The 17,112-nt window shown below is 31.0% G+C and carries 16 protein-coding genes; 6 read left to right on the forward strand and 10 right to left on the reverse strand.

Going from position 1 to position 17,112, the window contains the following annotated elements:
• Nucleotides 1-3 precede the first annotated feature (3 nt).
• Nucleotides 4-699, forward strand: coding sequence for a LytR/AlgR family response regulator transcription factor (locus ACVC3Y_RS12295; RefSeq protein WP_303423884.1), 696 nt, complete (start codon nucleotides 4-6; stop codon nucleotides 697-699).
• Nucleotides 700-750: 51 nt separating this feature from the next.
• Here the strand turns inward: ACVC3Y_RS12295 and priA are convergent, their stop codons facing one another.
• The 4 genes from priA to ACVC3Y_RS12315 are packed head-to-tail and all read right to left on the reverse strand — an operon-like array spanning nucleotide 751 to nucleotide 5,765.
• Nucleotides 751-3,204, reverse strand: a complete 2,454-nt coding sequence (gene priA / locus ACVC3Y_RS12300) for a replication restart helicase PriA (RefSeq protein ID WP_452227051.1) — start codon at nucleotides 3,202-3,204, stop codon at nucleotides 751-753.
• Between the two features lie 58 nt (nucleotides 3,205-3,262).
• Nucleotides 3,263-4,147 (reverse strand): hypothetical protein, encoded by an 885-nt coding sequence (locus ACVC3Y_RS12305; protein WP_452227052.1) that lies wholly within the window; start codon nucleotides 4,145-4,147, stop codon nucleotides 3,263-3,265.
• 20 nt (nucleotides 4,148-4,167) lie between these two features.
• Nucleotides 4,168-4,599: a hypothetical protein gene (locus ACVC3Y_RS12310; protein WP_452227053.1), complete on the reverse strand. Its 432-nt coding sequence runs from the start codon at nucleotides 4,597-4,599 to the stop codon at nucleotides 4,168-4,170.
• Between the two features lie 29 nt (nucleotides 4,600-4,628).
• Nucleotides 4,629-5,765, reverse strand: coding sequence for a T9SS type A sorting domain-containing protein (locus tag ACVC3Y_RS12315; protein ID WP_452227054.1), 1,137 nt, complete (start codon nucleotides 5,763-5,765; stop codon nucleotides 4,629-4,631).
• A gap of 162 nt (nucleotides 5,766-5,927) precedes the next feature.
• On the opposite strand from ACVC3Y_RS12315, the gene ACVC3Y_RS12320 reads away from it, so the two are divergent.
• Entirely contained in the window at nucleotides 5,928-8,018 is a 2,091-nt protein-coding gene (locus ACVC3Y_RS12320; RefSeq protein ID WP_452227055.1) for a tetratricopeptide repeat protein, read from the forward strand.
• Complete coding sequence (locus ACVC3Y_RS12325; RefSeq protein WP_452227056.1) at nucleotides 8,019-8,756, forward strand: LytR/AlgR family response regulator transcription factor; 738 nt, start codon at nucleotides 8,019-8,021, stop codon at nucleotides 8,754-8,756.
• Here ACVC3Y_RS12325 and ACVC3Y_RS12330 read toward each other — a convergent pair.
• From ACVC3Y_RS12330 to nadC, 3 genes are all read right to left on the reverse strand, one after another.
• Nucleotides 8,753-9,181: a DUF2147 domain-containing protein gene (locus ACVC3Y_RS12330; RefSeq protein WP_303423891.1), complete on the reverse strand. Its 429-nt coding sequence runs from the start codon at nucleotides 9,179-9,181 to the stop codon at nucleotides 8,753-8,755. The two genes, ACVC3Y_RS12325 and ACVC3Y_RS12330, sit on opposite strands and share 4 nt — an antisense overlap.
• A complete protein-coding gene (locus tag ACVC3Y_RS12335; RefSeq protein ID WP_452227057.1) occupies nucleotides 9,174-10,121 on the reverse strand; it encodes a YihY/virulence factor BrkB family protein in 948 nt (315 codons plus the stop codon). The genes ACVC3Y_RS12330 and ACVC3Y_RS12335 overlap by 8 nt, the downstream gene beginning before the upstream one ends.
• Nucleotides 10,122-10,206: 85 nt before the next feature.
• Nucleotides 10,207-11,067 (reverse strand): carboxylating nicotinate-nucleotide diphosphorylase, encoded by an 861-nt coding sequence (nadC, locus tag ACVC3Y_RS12340; RefSeq protein ID WP_303423893.1) that lies wholly within the window; start codon nucleotides 11,065-11,067, stop codon nucleotides 10,207-10,209.
• 92 nt (nucleotides 11,068-11,159) lie between these two features.
• Here nadC and rlmH point away from each other — a divergent pair, with 92 nt between their 5' ends.
• On the forward strand, nucleotides 11,160-11,633 hold the full coding sequence (gene rlmH / locus ACVC3Y_RS12345; RefSeq protein WP_452227058.1) for a 23S rRNA (pseudouridine(1915)-N(3))-methyltransferase RlmH: 474 nt from the start codon (nucleotides 11,160-11,162) through the stop codon (nucleotides 11,631-11,633).
• Between the two features lie 23 nt (nucleotides 11,634-11,656).
• On the opposite strand, the gene hpf is transcribed toward rlmH, so the two are convergent.
• Nucleotides 11,657-11,956, reverse strand: a complete 300-nt coding sequence (gene hpf, locus ACVC3Y_RS12350) for a ribosome hibernation-promoting factor, HPF/YfiA family (RefSeq protein ID WP_303423895.1) — start codon at nucleotides 11,954-11,956, stop codon at nucleotides 11,657-11,659.
• A 158-nt stretch (nucleotides 11,957-12,114) separates the two neighbouring features.
• Nucleotides 12,115-13,128, reverse strand: a complete 1,014-nt coding sequence (locus tag ACVC3Y_RS12355) for a DUF4421 family protein (RefSeq protein WP_452227059.1) — start codon at nucleotides 13,126-13,128, stop codon at nucleotides 12,115-12,117.
• 41 nt (nucleotides 13,129-13,169) lie between these two features.
• Here ACVC3Y_RS12355 and ACVC3Y_RS12360 point away from each other — a divergent pair, with 41 nt between their 5' ends.
• Complete coding sequence (locus tag ACVC3Y_RS12360; protein ID WP_452227060.1) at nucleotides 13,170-13,748, forward strand: non-canonical purine NTP diphosphatase; 579 nt, start codon at nucleotides 13,170-13,172, stop codon at nucleotides 13,746-13,748.
• Here ACVC3Y_RS12360 and ACVC3Y_RS12365 read toward each other — a convergent pair.
• Nucleotides 13,745-14,788 carry a flavin-containing monooxygenase gene (locus ACVC3Y_RS12365; RefSeq protein ID WP_452227061.1) on the reverse strand — a complete coding sequence of 348 codons (1,044 nt, stop codon included), beginning with the start codon at nucleotides 14,786-14,788 and terminating at the stop codon, nucleotides 13,745-13,747. The two genes, ACVC3Y_RS12360 and ACVC3Y_RS12365, sit on opposite strands and share 4 nt — an antisense overlap.
• A gap of 374 nt (nucleotides 14,789-15,162) precedes the next feature.
• On the opposite strand from ACVC3Y_RS12365, the gene ACVC3Y_RS12370 reads away from it, so the two are divergent.
• The gene (locus ACVC3Y_RS12370) at nucleotides 15,163-17,034 is read left to right on the forward strand and encodes a DEAD/DEAH box helicase (protein WP_452227062.1); all 1,872 of its coding nucleotides are present in this window, start codon (nucleotides 15,163-15,165) and stop codon (nucleotides 17,032-17,034) included.
• The last annotated feature ends 78 nt before the right edge of the window (nucleotides 17,035-17,112 follow it).

Here is a 17,112-nt window from a genome sequence, read left to right on the forward strand (position 1 = left end):
GTTATGACTTTAAACTGTGTAGTAGTTGATGATTCAGCAATACAACGTCTGTCTATAGTAAAGTTAATAGAAAATCACTCTTCTCTTAATTTAATAGCAGAATATAGTAGCGCACTTGAAACTAAAAATGGTTTAAATACACACAAAGTAGATTTAATATTCTTAGACATAGAAATGCCTGTGCTTAACGGATTTGAATTATTGGATGTATTAAATAATAAACCACAGATTATTTTTGTGACTGGTAAAACAGAATATGCTTTTAAAGCATTTAACTATGATGCAACAGATTATTTGCAAAAACCAATTACAAAAGAGCGCTTTAGTACTGCTGTAGAAAAAGCCCTAGAACAGCATAAATTAAAATTAGATTTTAACGAAGCAGAAGGAGAACACATTTTTGTGAAAAGTAACCTTAAAAAACGTAAAGTTTATATTAAAGACATTAAATGGATTGAAGCTCTTGGGGATTATGTAAAACTAGTTACCGAAGAAACAAGCCTTGTGGTTCTTTCTACTATGAAAGCTTTTGAACATGAACTACCAGAAGGTAAGTTTTTAAGAATTCATAAATCGTATATTGTTAACCTAGACAAAGTAGATCGATTTAACAGTAAAAATGTAGAAGTAGGATCGTATGAAATTCCTTTAAGTAGAAACAAAAAAACCCAACTTGTAGAAGCTTTAAATAACAACTAACCAAGAATTACATATTGCAAATTAAGTCCGACGAAAGTTGGACTTTTTTTATTAGTAATTATCTACATTTAATATTACACGAACAGACCTAAAATCTTTAACAGCATTAAAACTATTGTCTATTTTTAATATTGCTTCTTTTGTTTTTGGTAAAGATTGTTTTTGCGGAATTTTAACAAGAATATTTTTATGAAATTGATTTCTAATTCTAGAAACAGGCGGAAATTCTGGACCTAAAACAAAATCACCAAATACTTGCCTTAAGGATTTTGCATACCAATCGGAAGCCATATTTACACGATTATAATCTTTATGTTTTAAAGTAACTTTTATCTGTCTATATATAGGAGGATATTTAAAATTATAACGCTCATCCATTTGCTCTTGATACATTGCTGCATAATCATTGGTAGAAACCTGCTGTAGTATTTTATGATACGGATTATAGGTTTGTATTAAAACCTTACCCCGTTCTTCTGTTCTTCCTGCTCTACCAGAAACTTGAAGCATCAATTGAAAGCTTCGTTCATGCGCTCTAAAATCTGGAAAATTTAGCATATTATCTGCATTCATAATTCCTACCAATTTCACATTTCTAAAATCAAGACCTTTCGTTAACATTTGTGTACCAACTAAAATATCCACTTCTTGTTGTTCAAAAGCAGTAATAATTTTTTCATAACCATATTTCCCTCGCGTAGTATCTAAATCCATTCTTGCTACTTTATGCTTTGGAAACAGCTCCTTCACCTCTACTTCTATTTGTTCTGTACCAAAACCTTTACTATCTATATCTGGACTACCACAAGCCATACATTTTTGTAGCATTGCAGCATGATATCCACAATAATGACAACGTAGCTGATTTCTGTATTGATGATAGGTTAAACTCACATCACAATTAGGACATTGTGGTGCATTACCACAAGTATTACATTCTACAATTGGCGAATATCCTCTTCTATTTTGAAACAGTATAATTTGCTGACCTGCTTTTAATGTTTCCCCCATTTCTTCCAACATTCGATCGCTAAAATGTCCTTTCATTTTTTTACGTTTATGCTTGTCCTTAATATCAACCAGCTCAATTTCTGGCATCAAAACATTATTAAAACGGGTTGTTAATGCTACAAAACCATACTTGTTTTGCTGTGCATTGAAGGAGCTTTCTAAACTAGGTGTTGCAGATCCTAAAAGTGTTTTAGCTTTAAAAATATTGCCTAAAACAATTGCAGCATCTCGTGCGTGGTATCTTGGTGCTGGATCAAATTGTTTAAAAGATTGCTCATGTTCTTCGTCAACAATTATTAATCCTAAGTTTTTAAAAGGTAAAAATATAGAAGACCTTGCTCCTAAAATGATTTGCGCTTTCGCGGAATTGTTAAGCAAATTATTATAAACCTCTACACGTTCGTGTATGGAATATTTAGAATGAAACACAGCTACTTGTTCTCCAAAATAACTCTGAAGCCTAGAAACTAATTGGGTGGTTAGCGCTATTTCAGGAAGTAAATACAATACTTGTTCTCCTTGAACTAAAGCTTCTTCGATAAGTTTGACATAGATTTCTGTCTTACCAGAAGAAGTCACTCCATGTAACAACGTAACATTATGGGTTTCAAAAGAAGTTTTTACTTCTTCTAAGGCCTTTATTTGGTGTTCATTTAGTTTTTTAGAAGCCTCTTTTTCTTCTCCAGAATAATGAATTCTATCGGTTTGAATGTGATACTCTTCCAATATGCCTTTGTCTACTAGTGTCTTTATTATTGTGGAAGATGCTTGACTAGCTTCACTTAACTCGGCTACTTTAATAGGTTTTTTCGTTTTTGCCGAAAGCATAAACAAAGTCATAATTACTTGTTTTTGTTTTGGTGCTCTATTTAATTCTTCTAATATATTTTGCAATGAAGTTTCCGAAGAAAAATTAGTATGCAACTTTACATATCGTACATATTTTGGCTTATATTTTTCGTAAATCTCTTCTTCTAAATGAATCGCCTTTTTTTCTAAAAGTCTTTTTATTACTGGAAGCACATTCTTTTTATCTAAAATAGAAATTAAGTCTTGGATTTTTAAAGAGGATTGATGGTGTAATGCTTCGTAAACTAGAAATTCATCATCTTTTAAATCTTCGTCTGCAATAACTTTACTTACATTTTTACTAATAATCGTTTCACTTTCTAACATAAACGCACTTGGTAAAGCTGCTCGCATTACATCTCCTAAAGTACACATGTAATATTTAGAAATCCATTGCCAAAAGGTTAATTGTTCTGGATTTATAATTGGTGTTTCGTCTAGAATTTGATGAATTTCTTTAGCATCGTAAACCAAAGGCTTGTTATTATGTATACTTTGCACGAGTGCTGTGTACATTTTGGTTTTACCAAAAGGTACAGCGACACGCATTCCAACTTGTAGGAAAGAGGCTTCTGCTTCTGTAATGCTATAAGTAAATAACTTTTGTAGCGGAACTGGTAGAATGACGTCTATGAAATAATGCATAGACCAAAGATAATAGGTTTATATAAAAAAAACAGCTTTAAAAAAGAGGCTTTTTTAACTATTCTAATTTAAATAATTTTTTGAGTGATGAAGAATCGCTTTTGGATTTTGTTTGTTTTGCTTCTTGTCTTGTTTTTGTTCGCCTTTCTGTAATTATTTCTGTTGTTTTTGTTGTTGTGCTTTTTGGTTTTGGTCGTCTTCTTTCTGTTTTATTTTTTATTACTGGTTCTGTTTTATTTACTGGTTTTGGTATACTGGACATGCTACCTCCTGCTTTTTTATTGGCAAGTGCTCTTAATTCTGCTATTTGCGAATCCAAATCTCCCATATATATTTTATCATATAGCGCTACTGCTTTGGCGAATTGTTTTTGTTCTTCATAAACCAAAGCCAACAGCATCAATTCATGTCTTGTAGATTTAATGTTACTAGCATTTGGATTTACTTCTAAACTTTTATTTATATCTGCTTCGGCTTCTTTTAAATTTGCTAAATTAAAATGTAATTCTGCACGATGAAAGTATGCATAAGCATTGGGAGACATTGCTACCATTTGATTTTTAGCTTCGAGATCGCTTTCTTTAGCTTGTTCTCTAGCTATTAGTATTTTGCTAGTTCGATTTCTATCTAAATAATCAAAATATACTTTACAAGTATAAATTAGCTCGTATTGAAAAGCTAAGATTAAATCTTTTCTAGCAAGTTGGCCTAAGTAATATCTTTTGTTTAAATCTTCTTCAACAATAGCTGCATCTATTTGATTTGCATATTTAGGCAATGTTTCTTTATAACAGTTTTTATATGCATTTGGTGTGAGGTTTCGTTTTAAACTTTCCGTTTCTAAACATTGACAAATGTCTGCTCGAAAAGCACTTTTATAGGCTTGACCATAGGCGCTATAAACAGTTAAAAAAGCGAGCAAAACGATTATATTTGGTTTCATTTTTTTCTTTTTTACATCTTTTATTTTTCTTCTTCTGTACCAACAAAATAAGTTTTCACCATAGTTAAACAGTATCGTAATACTTTTTTTGACTTATTTAAATTTGCTGTTGCTCTCCCTTTTTTCATAAGATTTGCTCTTCCATTTGCCATATCATCAAAAACTTCTGGGAAAATATCCCAAAGGCTGTCGATATCTTTTTCTGCACGTTCCATTAACTCGTCTTCAATTTCTGCAGGAACCTCAACTCCAGCCTGTGTTAAACTGTCGTAAACAAACACTTTATGATATAGATTAAAAGTGTTATCTACAAATTGATCTACACTAATAATATTCGACTCTCTTTTTGGAGGACTTATTCGTTTCTCTTGCGAGAAGACATCCATTGGTAATAAAAAAACAGCTAGGATTATTAAAACCGTATTATAATTTGATTTTTGAAATATTTTCATGATACATTGTTTTGACAGTATGAATAACCTTATCGTTTTATAATCTTTTTAGTAATGATTTGACTTTGATTAGAAATTATTAAAAGGTAAACCCCAATTTTTAATTGCGAAATATCGATTGTATTGTGTTTATTAAATAATATCTTTTTGTGTACTACTCTTCCGCTTAAATCTAAAATTTCGGCTTCACTATTTGCAGTATCTGTAATAATATTTAAAATATCGTGTGCAGGAATTGGATATACAGAAAATGTTACCGTTGCATTGTTTTCGATATTCAGCGTATAGCATTCTGGATAAGTTCTTCTATCTCTTGATGCATGTATCCAACTCCCCAACAGGTAGTTGTCTCTTATAAGCTCTGTATAGTATCCTTGACTATTATTGGCATATAGTTCTCTTCTTTCTAAATCGTAAACTATAGTAGATGCATTCCAATTGGAAATTAAAGTTTCTATTAAAAAATCATTACTATCAAAAGTATAAACCTCTTGGTTATCATTTACCCAATCATTGTTTTCCCAATCTTCAAAAGTCTTTGTGTTTAATAAATTATTTACATCATACACAAAAGTAGTTCTGCCATCATTAATCCAAACTTGGTTAGTTTGATCCCATTCACTACCTAGTGTATTTATTAAAAGTGGAACGGCATTATAGGTAAACTCTTGTTTTGTAGCAGGTATCCATGCATTCATATTTAAGTCTCTATTCTCAATTACACTTTCAATAATTAAATTATTAGTATTGTATGTATTGGTTATTCTGCTATCTAATTGCCAAACATTGTCTATCCATAGATAATTAATAATTTCTATTAAGTTATTTCCTGAATAAGCCTGTGTAGATCGTCTATCATTTTCCCAAATTTCGGTATCTCCATTCCATAACTCATTTACCGTCTCCGATATTAGATTATTTGCATTATAACTTGTTGTTAGCCTAGCACTATCGATAAAAGTATTTGAACTAAAATCTAAAACTTGCAAAACAGCTATAACCGGAAGGCAATCCTGGTTAAAAGTATAATCTACTGTAGAAAAATGCATCCATTGGTTAGAAAGCCAAATATCGTTTTCCCAAGTTTCTGGAACAGGAGGTGCTGCAATTTGAGCAACACTTAAATTCACATTAAAAAAAATAACAAAAAGTAACTTTAGTTTCATAAAAGAGGGATTCGTTAATAGATATAAAATAACATCTCTTAAACGAGGATTACTAATAAGAACTTATAACTGTGCACTTTGACTTTATTTTCGTACAAATATTATGGTCTTTCCTAAAAATTGAACTAAATTTATCTTGCTATTATTTAATCTTAAAAAACTATGAAATCTAGTGTTTACTATATACTTATGGTATGCTCTTTTATTTGCTATGCACAACAGCAAAAAATAGACTCGCTGGAAATTGCATTTAATAGCATAGAACTAGCAAATCTTGAAAAACTTCAAATAGCAAATCAGCTTTCTAGTCTGCTTCAACAAACCAATCCCGAAAAGGGTTTAAAGTTTTCTAAGCAAGCAATCATTCTAGCAAAAAGCCTTCATTTAAATGAAAAAGAAGCAATTGCCTATAAAAACAAAGCGCTTAACTTGGTGGCTTTATCTAAAGATTCTTTAGCAATTGAAGCCTATAATAAAGTCATTGCCATTCAAACAGAACGAAAAGACTGGAATCAAGTCGCTCGTATTAATTATAATAAAGGATTAATCTATTTTGGACAATCGGATTATATCCAAGCAAATGCGCAAAATTTTAAAGCTTTAGACGTTTTTGAAAAAGAAAAAGACAGTTTCTTAATGGCAGTTGTATGGAATAGTATTGGCATAAATCAAATGTATCAATCGCTTTATCCTGAAGCTATAGACACTTATTTAAAAGCTTCTAAAATTCATGAACAAACGAATACCACTAATACAGATCGCTATGCTGGAATTCTTACCAATATTGGATTATTATACTATAGATTAGAAAAAAATGACGAGGCCTTAAAATATTACACTAAAAGTCTGGAAACCAACAAGAAATTAGATTCTAAAATTGGTACAGCAAACGCACTTACTAACATTGGCAATGTATATGATGATATGAAACAGCCTGAAAAAGCGATAACCTATTACAAAGAATCACTAGCAATAATGCATAGCATAAATAACAAATACGGCATTGCAAGTGCACTAACAAATACAGGAATTGCGTATATAAACTTAAAAGAATATAACAAAGCACTAACCTATTTAAAGGATACGAAAGAGTTATTTGAAGCATTAGATAATAGTAACAATTTAGCGATAGTTTATGAAAGTATTGGCACTGCATATTTTAAAAGCGCATTGCAAAACGAAAACAAAAAAGAATTCTATTTAAAAGCTAAAAATAATTTTGAAAACGCACTGGTATATTCAAAAAAAATCCCAAGTATAGAGCGACAAGCAAGTGCTTTAGAGAAGCTCGCTCAAGTAAATGCGTCACTTAAAAATTATAAAGCTGCATATACTAATCAAACCGAAGCTAAAAAACTAAAAGATAGTTTTATGTCTTCCGAAAAAAAAGAAGAAATAGCAAAGTTAGAAGCAAAATATGAATACGAAAAAAAAGAAGCAAACCTAACAGCAATTCACGATAAAAAACAAGCTATAAAAGAAGCAGAAGTATCGCATTATAAATTTATAAAAAACACTTCTATTTTTGTTGGAAGTAGCTTGGCAATTGGTTTAATTGCTGGTTTTATACTTTATAAAAAAAAACAAGAAGCCAATGCTATTGTTAAAGAAACTGCATTTAATTTAAAAGTATCTAACACAGAATTAAAAGCCTTACGAGCGCAAATGAATCCGCATTTTATTTTTAATTCTTTAAATTCCATTAATGCATATATTGCTAAAAATGATATTGAAAATGCAACTAATTATTTAACTAAATTTTCCAAATTAATGCGGGAAACTTTAGAAAAATCGACACAAAAAGAAATTTCTTTAGTCGAAGATATTACTATATTAAAAACCTATTTGGATATTGAAAACAAACGTGCAAATAATGGTTTTATTTATAGCATAAATATAGATGAAGCCATTGATGCAGAAAACACCTTAATACCACCAATGATTTTACAACCTTTTGTAGAAAATAGTATTATTCATGGATTAAGGAAAAGTACAGAAAAAGGAGAAATCCATATTAACTACATTAAAGAAAAAGATATGCTTATTTGTACTGTCGAAGATAATGGCATAGGTAGAGCAGCATCTGCAATTACCAAAACTAATTTCGACAAACATTCCTTAGGAATGCGCATTACCAAAAGTAGAATTGAAATCATTAATAAAATAAAGAATACCAATGGAGATTTGCATATTATAGACAAACCAAATGGCACTAAAATTGAAGTAAAACTACCACTAACATTAGCCTTTTAAATGATTAAAACTCTTATAGTAGATGACGAACAACATTGTATTGACAGTCTTATCAGATTAGTAAAAAAGTATGCAACAAACTTAAAAATTATAGCTACTTGTACAACAGTTGAAGATGCTTTAGAAAAAACAAAAACACTACAACCAGATTTGGTTTTTTTAGATATTGAGATTCATAACAAAACAGGTTTTGATTATTTAGAAGCATTAGGGAACTATAATTTTAATGTCATTTTTACAACAGCATTTAATAATCATGCCTTAAAAGCTTTTAAATATAGTGTTGCAGATTACCTATTAAAACCTATGGATAAAGAGGATTTTATTGAAGCAATGCAAAGGTTTGAGAAAAGAATACAACCTTCAAACTCTGAGGAAGAAATTAAAAATATACTTTATAACTTACAAAAAGAAGACAAACAAAAAACCTTACGAATACCTACTTCTAACGGATTTGAAATACTAGCAATTAAAGATATAATTCACTGCAAAGCAGATACTAGTTATACCTTTATTTATACAAAAACAGAGAAAATATTAGTCTCTAAACCCATAAAACATTTTGAAGAACTATTAACAGACGCTAACTTTTTTAGAATACATAATTCACATCTTATTAATATAGATCACGTTAAGAAATACACCAAAGGAAAAGGTGGTTATGTAACCATGTCTAACCAAGAAACCATAGATGTTTCGGTTAGAAGGAAGGAAGCTTTTTTGAAGCTTTTCAATTAGCTCTCTACTCTTAACCAATATTGAGTTGCATATAAAAAAGAAATATAGCCTCTTACTTGAAGCACATTAGGATTATCGGTATCTAAAGCAATTCTGCATTTATATTTCTTTCCTTGTTCTGGGTCGAAAATACTTCCGTTTTTATAATAGCTTCCGTCTTTAGTAAGATTTTTAATAAGTTCGAAACCTAAAACGGGTTGGTTATAATCTTCCCCTTCACACTTGGTACAAAGTGCATCTTTATCTAACGGGTTAATGATATCTATTATTTTTCCGAAGACTTTTCCGTCTCTTTCATAAATTTCGACAATCGATTTTGCTTCACCAGAAACCGCATCTATAGTTTTCCACTTTCCAAAGATATCTTGTGCGTTTCCAATAAAAGGAAAGAAAAAAAGCGCAATAAACACGACACATCTATGCATTGTTATTAATTTTTCGCAACCTATTTAATGAAGCATTTAACTCATAACCTAATAACAATATATTAGCATTTAACCACAAGTAAAACATTAAGATTAAAATAGCGCCAATAGAACCATACAGCTCATTATATTGTGCGAAATTGTTTATATAAATACCAAAAAGGTAGGACGTTAAAACAAACAATAAAGTGGTTAATATGGCGCCTACTGAAAAGAATTTAGAGTCTTTTCCTTCTCTTGTACCAAAGTAGTACAAGGTTGCAGTTGCTAAATAGGTCATTATTAAAAAGAAAAGGTACTTAGAAGCAACAATCCAGAATACATTAGAATCTACTTCTGTTAGTCCCTCTGCGTTTAGCTTATCAAAAAGAGGTTGTAACAAATATATTTCTACGTAACCAAAGATAATTACGGTTAAAATCACCATGATTGCTAAGATTAGAGCAACACCTAAAGCATACAAATATTGCTTAATCACATTACGTGTTAATTGTACGTGATACGAGTTTTCAAAACCAGAAAACAGTGCATTTACACCATTTGCCATTAAAAATATAGAAAGTAAAAACACCGAAGACAGCAAACCTCCACGGCCTGTATTTATGTTTTCGTAAATATTATCGTCAAAAAACTCGGAAGTATTTGGTGGTAAAAAAGAATTTAGAAAGGAAATAAACTCTATTCTAAAATCGTCAATCGGTATATACGGTATCACGATAAGTACAAATAACAAAAAAGGGAAAATAGCCATAAAAAAACTAAATGCAATAGCACTTGCTCTTGTAGCAAGCGTTCCTCTTGCTATACCAATAACATAAAGTTCTAATAAATCGTAAATAGATAAGCCCTCAAAACCAGGAAGTTTTATTTGCTTTAGTAGCTTTACCAATATATTTACTACTGGTATTTTTTCTAGTTTATCTTCTATTTTCTTGGTCATTAATTTAGACTAGCGCATTTAAGAAACTATTGAATTACTTACTTTAAACTGTGACTGTGACTGTGACTGTGACTGTGACTGAAAACTATTTTACTGCCTTTAAACTCAAATCCATATTATATACAGAATGTGTTAAAGCTCCAGAAGAAATATAATCTACACCACAAAGTGCGTATTCTCTAACGGTTTTTTCGTTAATTCCACCAGAGCTTTCTGTAAGGCATGTATCCCCAATTAATTTTACAGCTTTTTTGGTATCTTCGTAATTAAAGTTGTCAATTAAAATTCGGTATACACCATCACTTTTCAAAATTTCTTCAATTTCATTTAAATCTCTAGCTTCTACTATAATTTTTAAGTCTCTATTGGTTTCTTTTAAATAGTTTTTTGTTTTATTTATAGCTTTAGTAAGTCCGCCAGCAAAATCAATATGATTATCTTTTAACATAATCATATCATACAATGCAAATCTGTGGTTCTCTCCTCCTCCAATTTTAACAGCCCATTTTTCAAGAGCACGAATTCCAGGTGTTGTTTTTCTGGTATCTAAAATTTTAGTTCCAGTACCCTCTAATAAATCTACAAATTTTCTTGTTTTTGTAGCAATAGCACTCATACGTTGCATAGCATTAAGCACTAAACGTTCGGCTTTTAAAATCGATTGTGAAGCGCCTTCTACATAAAAAACAATATCTCCATACTTTACTTTACTACCGTCTTCTATAAGTGTTTCCACTTTCATGTCTTTATCTACGTAAGCAAAAACCTGCTTAGCGAACTCTATTCCTGCAATAACGCCTTCATCTTTTACTAAAAGCTTTGCTTTACCCTTTGCAGTTGCAGGAATGCAAGCAAGAGAACTATGGTCTCCATCACCAACGTCTTCTCTAATGGCATTAGCTATTATTAATTCTATCTCTGTATCCAATTGCGCTTTACTTATCATAAAAAATTTCTTTGTGCTAAAATAAGAAATTGATTTATGAATTACGATTAAAAAAAATTGAAATCATAAATCTGAAATTGTAATTTTGCAACATGCAAATTAAACTCCTTGCCATTGGCAAAACAGACAATAAGCAATTACAAAGCTTAATAGAGGATTATACCAAACGACTTGGTTTTTATATTAAGTTTCAACTAGAGATTATTCCAGATTTAAAAAAAGTTAAAAACTTAAGCGAAGAACAACAAAAACAAAAAGAAGGCGAACTCATTTTAGAAAAACTAAACACTACAGATGTATTAATTTTACTAGATGAAAATGGGAAACAATTAGATTCTGTTGCTTTTTCAAATTATTTACAAAAACACATGAATTCTGGAATCAAGCAATTGGTTTTTGTTATTGGTGGACCTTACGGATTTAGTCCTGAGGTATACCAAAAAGCACAAGGAAAAATCTCCTTATCTAAAATGACATTTTCCCATCAAATGGTTCGATTATTTGTAATAGAACAATTATATAGAGGGTTCACTATTTTAAAGAATGAGCCTTATCATCATAGGTAAACCCTCTAGATATATTACATCGCTTAATGTGCTGTAAAAGTTTCTTTTCGTTTTTTAAGTTGCTTTTCTAAATCTTTAATGGTGTTTTTTACTGCATCTTCATAGTTTTCTTCGTCTGATGTTGCAAAAATACGCGGTCCAGGAGCACTTAATTCTATCTTACAAATTTTTCCGTTTTTCTTTGCATTTTGCTCTACTTCAAAATGCACCTCTGCTTTAATTATCCATTCGTATTTGTTAGCTAATTTTTCTAATTTTTCCGTTACATAAGCATTCATTGTCTCACTTGTAGACATATGCACATATTGAATATTTATTGTCATAATCTTGTAGTTTAATTATTAATAAATTTAATCAAGATTTCAGAATCTAAAAATGATTAATATCATACTTTAATTAGTCTTTATTATTCCTTTCTATTTATACTATGACAATGTTTCTTTTAATAAATGGTATGCCTATAAAAAATAAAGTAGTAGTATTATTTTTTAGCTTTTAACTTATAGCCAATAGCTAATTTTGCGTTAGTTAAATTGAAAAAATAATTATTATCCTTATCAAAATCAGTAGTATAAAAACCGTTTCCGTAGGTTAAACTAGCATAATAACGTTTATAACTATAACCCAAACCAATATGAAAATCTATTTTATATAACATTGGGTTAGATGGCCTATAACTATCCTCTTGAAGGGTGATTTTCTTGTTAATTAAAGCAACTCCTGGCATAAAATTAAAAGTAGCAGTAATATTTTCTGGAAGTTTAAAATACGAAACAAAACCCGCTAAAAGACCAAGTGCTCGACCATTATACCTTTTAATATTTGCCTCTTCATTAAAATATGCACGTGTTTCTTCGTTAAAAATAGTAGGATCCGCAGAAAAATAATCATACACTCCAAAAACACCAAGCCCTCCAGTTATGTAAATATCTTTATTTTTCTTTTGAGGCAAGCCTGCTTTTAATTGCGAGTAGGAAAAGGCAACATCATCTAAAGTATATAAATAATTAAGCCCAAAGGTTACAGAACGAATATCGCTTCTAAAAACTGTAGGTACATCAAAATCATTTTTAACATTAAAGCCTTTATAGGTTTGTATATATGCATTTACGTAATGCTGTTTTTCTAATATGGTTGTCACTTGTAAATCAAACCTTTTCGTTTCGGCTTTGTTTGGATTCTTAATATTGAAAGCCAAATCGATTATAAATTTTTCACTAGCAATACCAAAACCTAAACCGTATCGATTATTAGGTACAAATTTAGATTTGGAATCTTCATCTTTTATGGTGAATTTTTTGACTTTAAAATTAGAAAAAATACGAACCGAATAATTTTCTAAATTTCTATCTATTAACAATGAGTCTACCTCTTCTATAGTTTGCGCATTCATTGAAAATAAATGGAAACAAAAAATAAAGAGGAAAGAGAAACTAAATTTTAAATAATTTTTAAAAATATTTTGTTCTAACAAAGGAGGATTAATTGGATTCATATATTTTTACAAAAGCTAAAATACATTAATTACCATAAACTATGCAACTTGTTTTCGCCACCAATAATTTAAATAAATTAAAAGAAGTACAATCTTTAATTCCGCAACACATAAAACTTTTAAGTTTAAAAGATATTGGTTGTTTTGAAGACGTACCAGAAACACAAAACACTATTGAAGGTAACGCCATACAAAAAGCAGAGTACATTAAAGAACATTATGGCTACGATTGTTTTGCAGACGATACGGGATTAGAAGTTACAGCTTTACATAACGAACCAGGAGTTTTTTCGGCGCGTTATGCAGGAGCACAACGCGATGCTAACGATAACATGAACTTACTTTTAGGAAACCTAAAAGAAAAAGACAATAGACAAGCACAATTTAAAACGGTTGTAGCTTTGCATTTAAACGGAAAGTTAGAAACGTTTACAGGAATTTGTAAAGGAGAAATAACCACAGAAAAACATGGAGAAAAAGGTTTTGGTTACGACCCTATTTTTAAAGCAGAAGGCTATACAAAAACCTTTGCCGAAATTTCTTTAGAGGAAAAAAATAAAATTGGCCATCGTGGAAAAGCGGTTAAACTACTTGTTACTTATTTAAAAGAAATAAATTAATCTTGTTTGCTTATTATACTAGCCAAATAACTAGCATCTTTGGAAACACCTCCCAAAGTTGCAGATCCGCGAGTAAACATCCAAGGTAAACCAATAAAAAACAGCCCGTCTATATTACTTACTCCTCTATAATTTTTCGGGTAGCTATTCTCGTCTAATTCTAATCCTTCAATCCACTTAAAATTAGGACGATAACCTGTAGCCCAAATAATATTTTTAATGCTAGAAACTTTAGAGTCTTCAAAAATAATTTCTTCTTGTAATGCATCTTTAGTTCTTCCTTTAGCAATGACATTTTCTCTAGAAAGTATTTCTTTTACGTCTGTACCAATAACAGGTTGTGAAGAAGCACTAATTTTCTTTCCAATCCAACTGTATTTATTATAACTTAAAAAGCCTACGAGTGTAAACCACCACCATAATGTTTTACCTAAAATTTGTTGTGGTAAAGATCTCACTGCTGTATCTCCAGAAAAATAAACCGTTCTAGAAGTGTTTTTAGAAATTTCATTTAAAATTTGATATCCCGAATCTCCTCCTCCTACAACCAATGCATCTCCTTCTTGTAATTGGTGTATTCCTTTATAATAATTACTATGCATTTGAAGGACACTTTTAGCGATTTTGGTATTACATGGTGGTGTATATGGAATATGAAATGGTCCTGTGGCAACAATAACATTTTTAGCCTGTAATTCGCCTTCTTTATAAGTTACAAAAAAACCTTTTTCTGTTTTACGTACCGAAGTAACTAAGGTATTAAGTTGCACTGGTATTTTAAAGGTTTCTACATAGTTTTTAAAATAATTACTCACTTCTACTTTAGTAGGATAATGCCCTTTGGCTGCATCAAACTTTAAACCAGGAAGATGATTGTACTCGGTAGGTGTAAATAATTTTAGAGAGTCCCAACGGTTTAACCAAGAAGCACCAATTTCATTTTCGCCATCTAAAACAAGAAAATTCTTATTTTGTAGTTGTAAATGATATGCCATAGACAATCCTGCTTGTGCGCCACCAATGATAATATAATCTAACATTTATTTTCTTTAGTAATTATGGCACTAAGGTAAAAACTTTTACAGGAAGACCTAAGACTGTACAGTATAAGATTGTAAAAATCACTCCTATTAATGATAAATAAGAAACGAAAGAAGATGTTGCGTTAACGATGGAGCAATTGTTGGAGCTCTTTTTTTTTTCATAAAAAAAGCGACTTGCGAGAGCGTGTTAAAACGCCCAAAAATTGAATATCGAAAATAATATCGTACCTTTGCACCTTGAAAACGCGAAATGCGTTAAAATGGACTCCTCAGAGAGAGGATGTGTTACTAGAAGTTTTAGGTTAAGTATGTTCAATGCACTTCTATTTGTAACACCAAAATAGATTGACATTGAAATACATAAAACAAGAATGAGCACATTCCAAGATTTAGGTCTTAACGAAGAACTATTACAAGGTATTACAGATTTAGGGTTTGAAACACCATCTGAAGTACAAGAAAAAGCAATCCCAATTTTATTAAACGAAGAGACAGATTTAGTTGCATTAGCACAAACTGGAACTGGTAAAACTGCAGCATTTGGTTTCCCTATGCTACAAAAAATTGATGTAAACAGTCGTACCACACAAGGTTTAATACTTTCTCCTACTCGTGAGCTTTGTTTGCAAATTGCAAATGAGATGAAAGCTTACGGTAAATACTGTAAAGGTTTAAATGTAGTTGCCATTTATGGTGGATCTAGCATTACAGACCAAGCAAGAGCTGTAAAAAGAGGTGCACAAGTTATTGTGGCTACTCCTGGTAGAATGAAAGATATGATTAACAGACGCTTGGTAGATATTTCTAAAATAGAATATTCTGTTTTAGATGAAGCCGATGAGATGTTAAACATGGGGTTTAAAGAAGATATTACCGATATTCTTTCTGGTACACCAGAAGATAAAAACACTTGGTTATTCTCTGCGACTATGCCAAAAGAAGTTGCAGCAATTGCTAGAAACTTTATGAATAGCCCACAAGAAATTACGGTTGGACATAAAAACGAAAGCACATCTAACGTATCGCACGAATATTATTTAGTAAATGCTCGTGATCGTTACCAAGCTTTAAAACGTTTAGCAGATGCAAATCCAGATATTTTTTCGGTAATTTTTTGTAGAACAAAAAGAGATACGCAAAAAGTTGCAGAAAACTTAATAGAAGATGGGTATAGTGCTGGAGCATTACATGGGGATTTATCTCAAAATCAACGTGATATTGTGATGAAGCAATTTAGATCTCGTCAAATACAAATGCTTGTAGCTACAGATGTTGCTGCTCGTGGTATTGATGTAGACGATATTACACACGTAATTAATTACCAATTAAGTGATGAGGTAGAAACCTATACGCACCGAAGCGGAAGAACTGGACGTGCTGGAAAAACGGGTGTTTCTATGGTAATTGTTTCTAAAAGTGAAATACGCAGATTAAAAAGTATCGAGCGTATTATTAATAAGAAATTTGAATTAAAGGAAATTCCGAACGGAATGGAAATTTGCGAAGTACAATTAATGTCTTTAGCAAATAAGATTCACAATACAGAAATCAATCATGAAATTGATAAGTATTTAGAAGATATTAATGGTTTATTTGAAGAAACAACAAAAGAAGAACTTATTAAAAAATTCTTCTCTGTAGAGTTTACTCGTTTCTTTAACTACTACCAAAAATCTAAAAACCTAAACGTTACAGCTTCTGCTAATGATCGTGAAGGTGGAAGAAGCAATAATAGTGGAAATGATTCTAGATACTTTATTAATGTTGGTGAAAAAGATGGTTTTGATTGGATGAAGTTAAAAGATTTCTTAAAAGAAATTTTAGAACTTGGTAGAGACGACGTATTTAAAGTAGATGTAAAAGAAAGTTTCTCTTTCTTCAATACCGAAAAAGTACACCAAGAAAAAATACTTGCCTTTTTTACAGATTATAAGCATGAAGGTCGCTTTGTAAATGTTGAAGTAAGCGAAAACCGTGGTGGAGGCGGAAGAGGTCGTGGTGGAAATCGCGGTGGCGGAAGACGTCGTGATGGAGGAAATGACAGAAGACGAGGTGGATCGGATAGACCAAGAGGTGAAAGACGTAGTTCTGGAAGAAGAAATGATTCTGGTGGAGATTCTAGAAGAAGCGATTCGAACCGAGGAGATAGACGTAGTTCTGAAACTTCTTCAAGAAGATCATCGGATAGAGATAAATCGGAATTTAAAACAACACACTCTAGACCAAGACGCTCAAGACGTTAAACCTTTTTGTTAATTTTAAGTCAAAGTTTAAAAGGTATTATGTATTTATAAATATGTTTGTACCTTTATAAAACGATA

This window comes from Lacinutrix cladophorae (assembly GCF_053604645.1).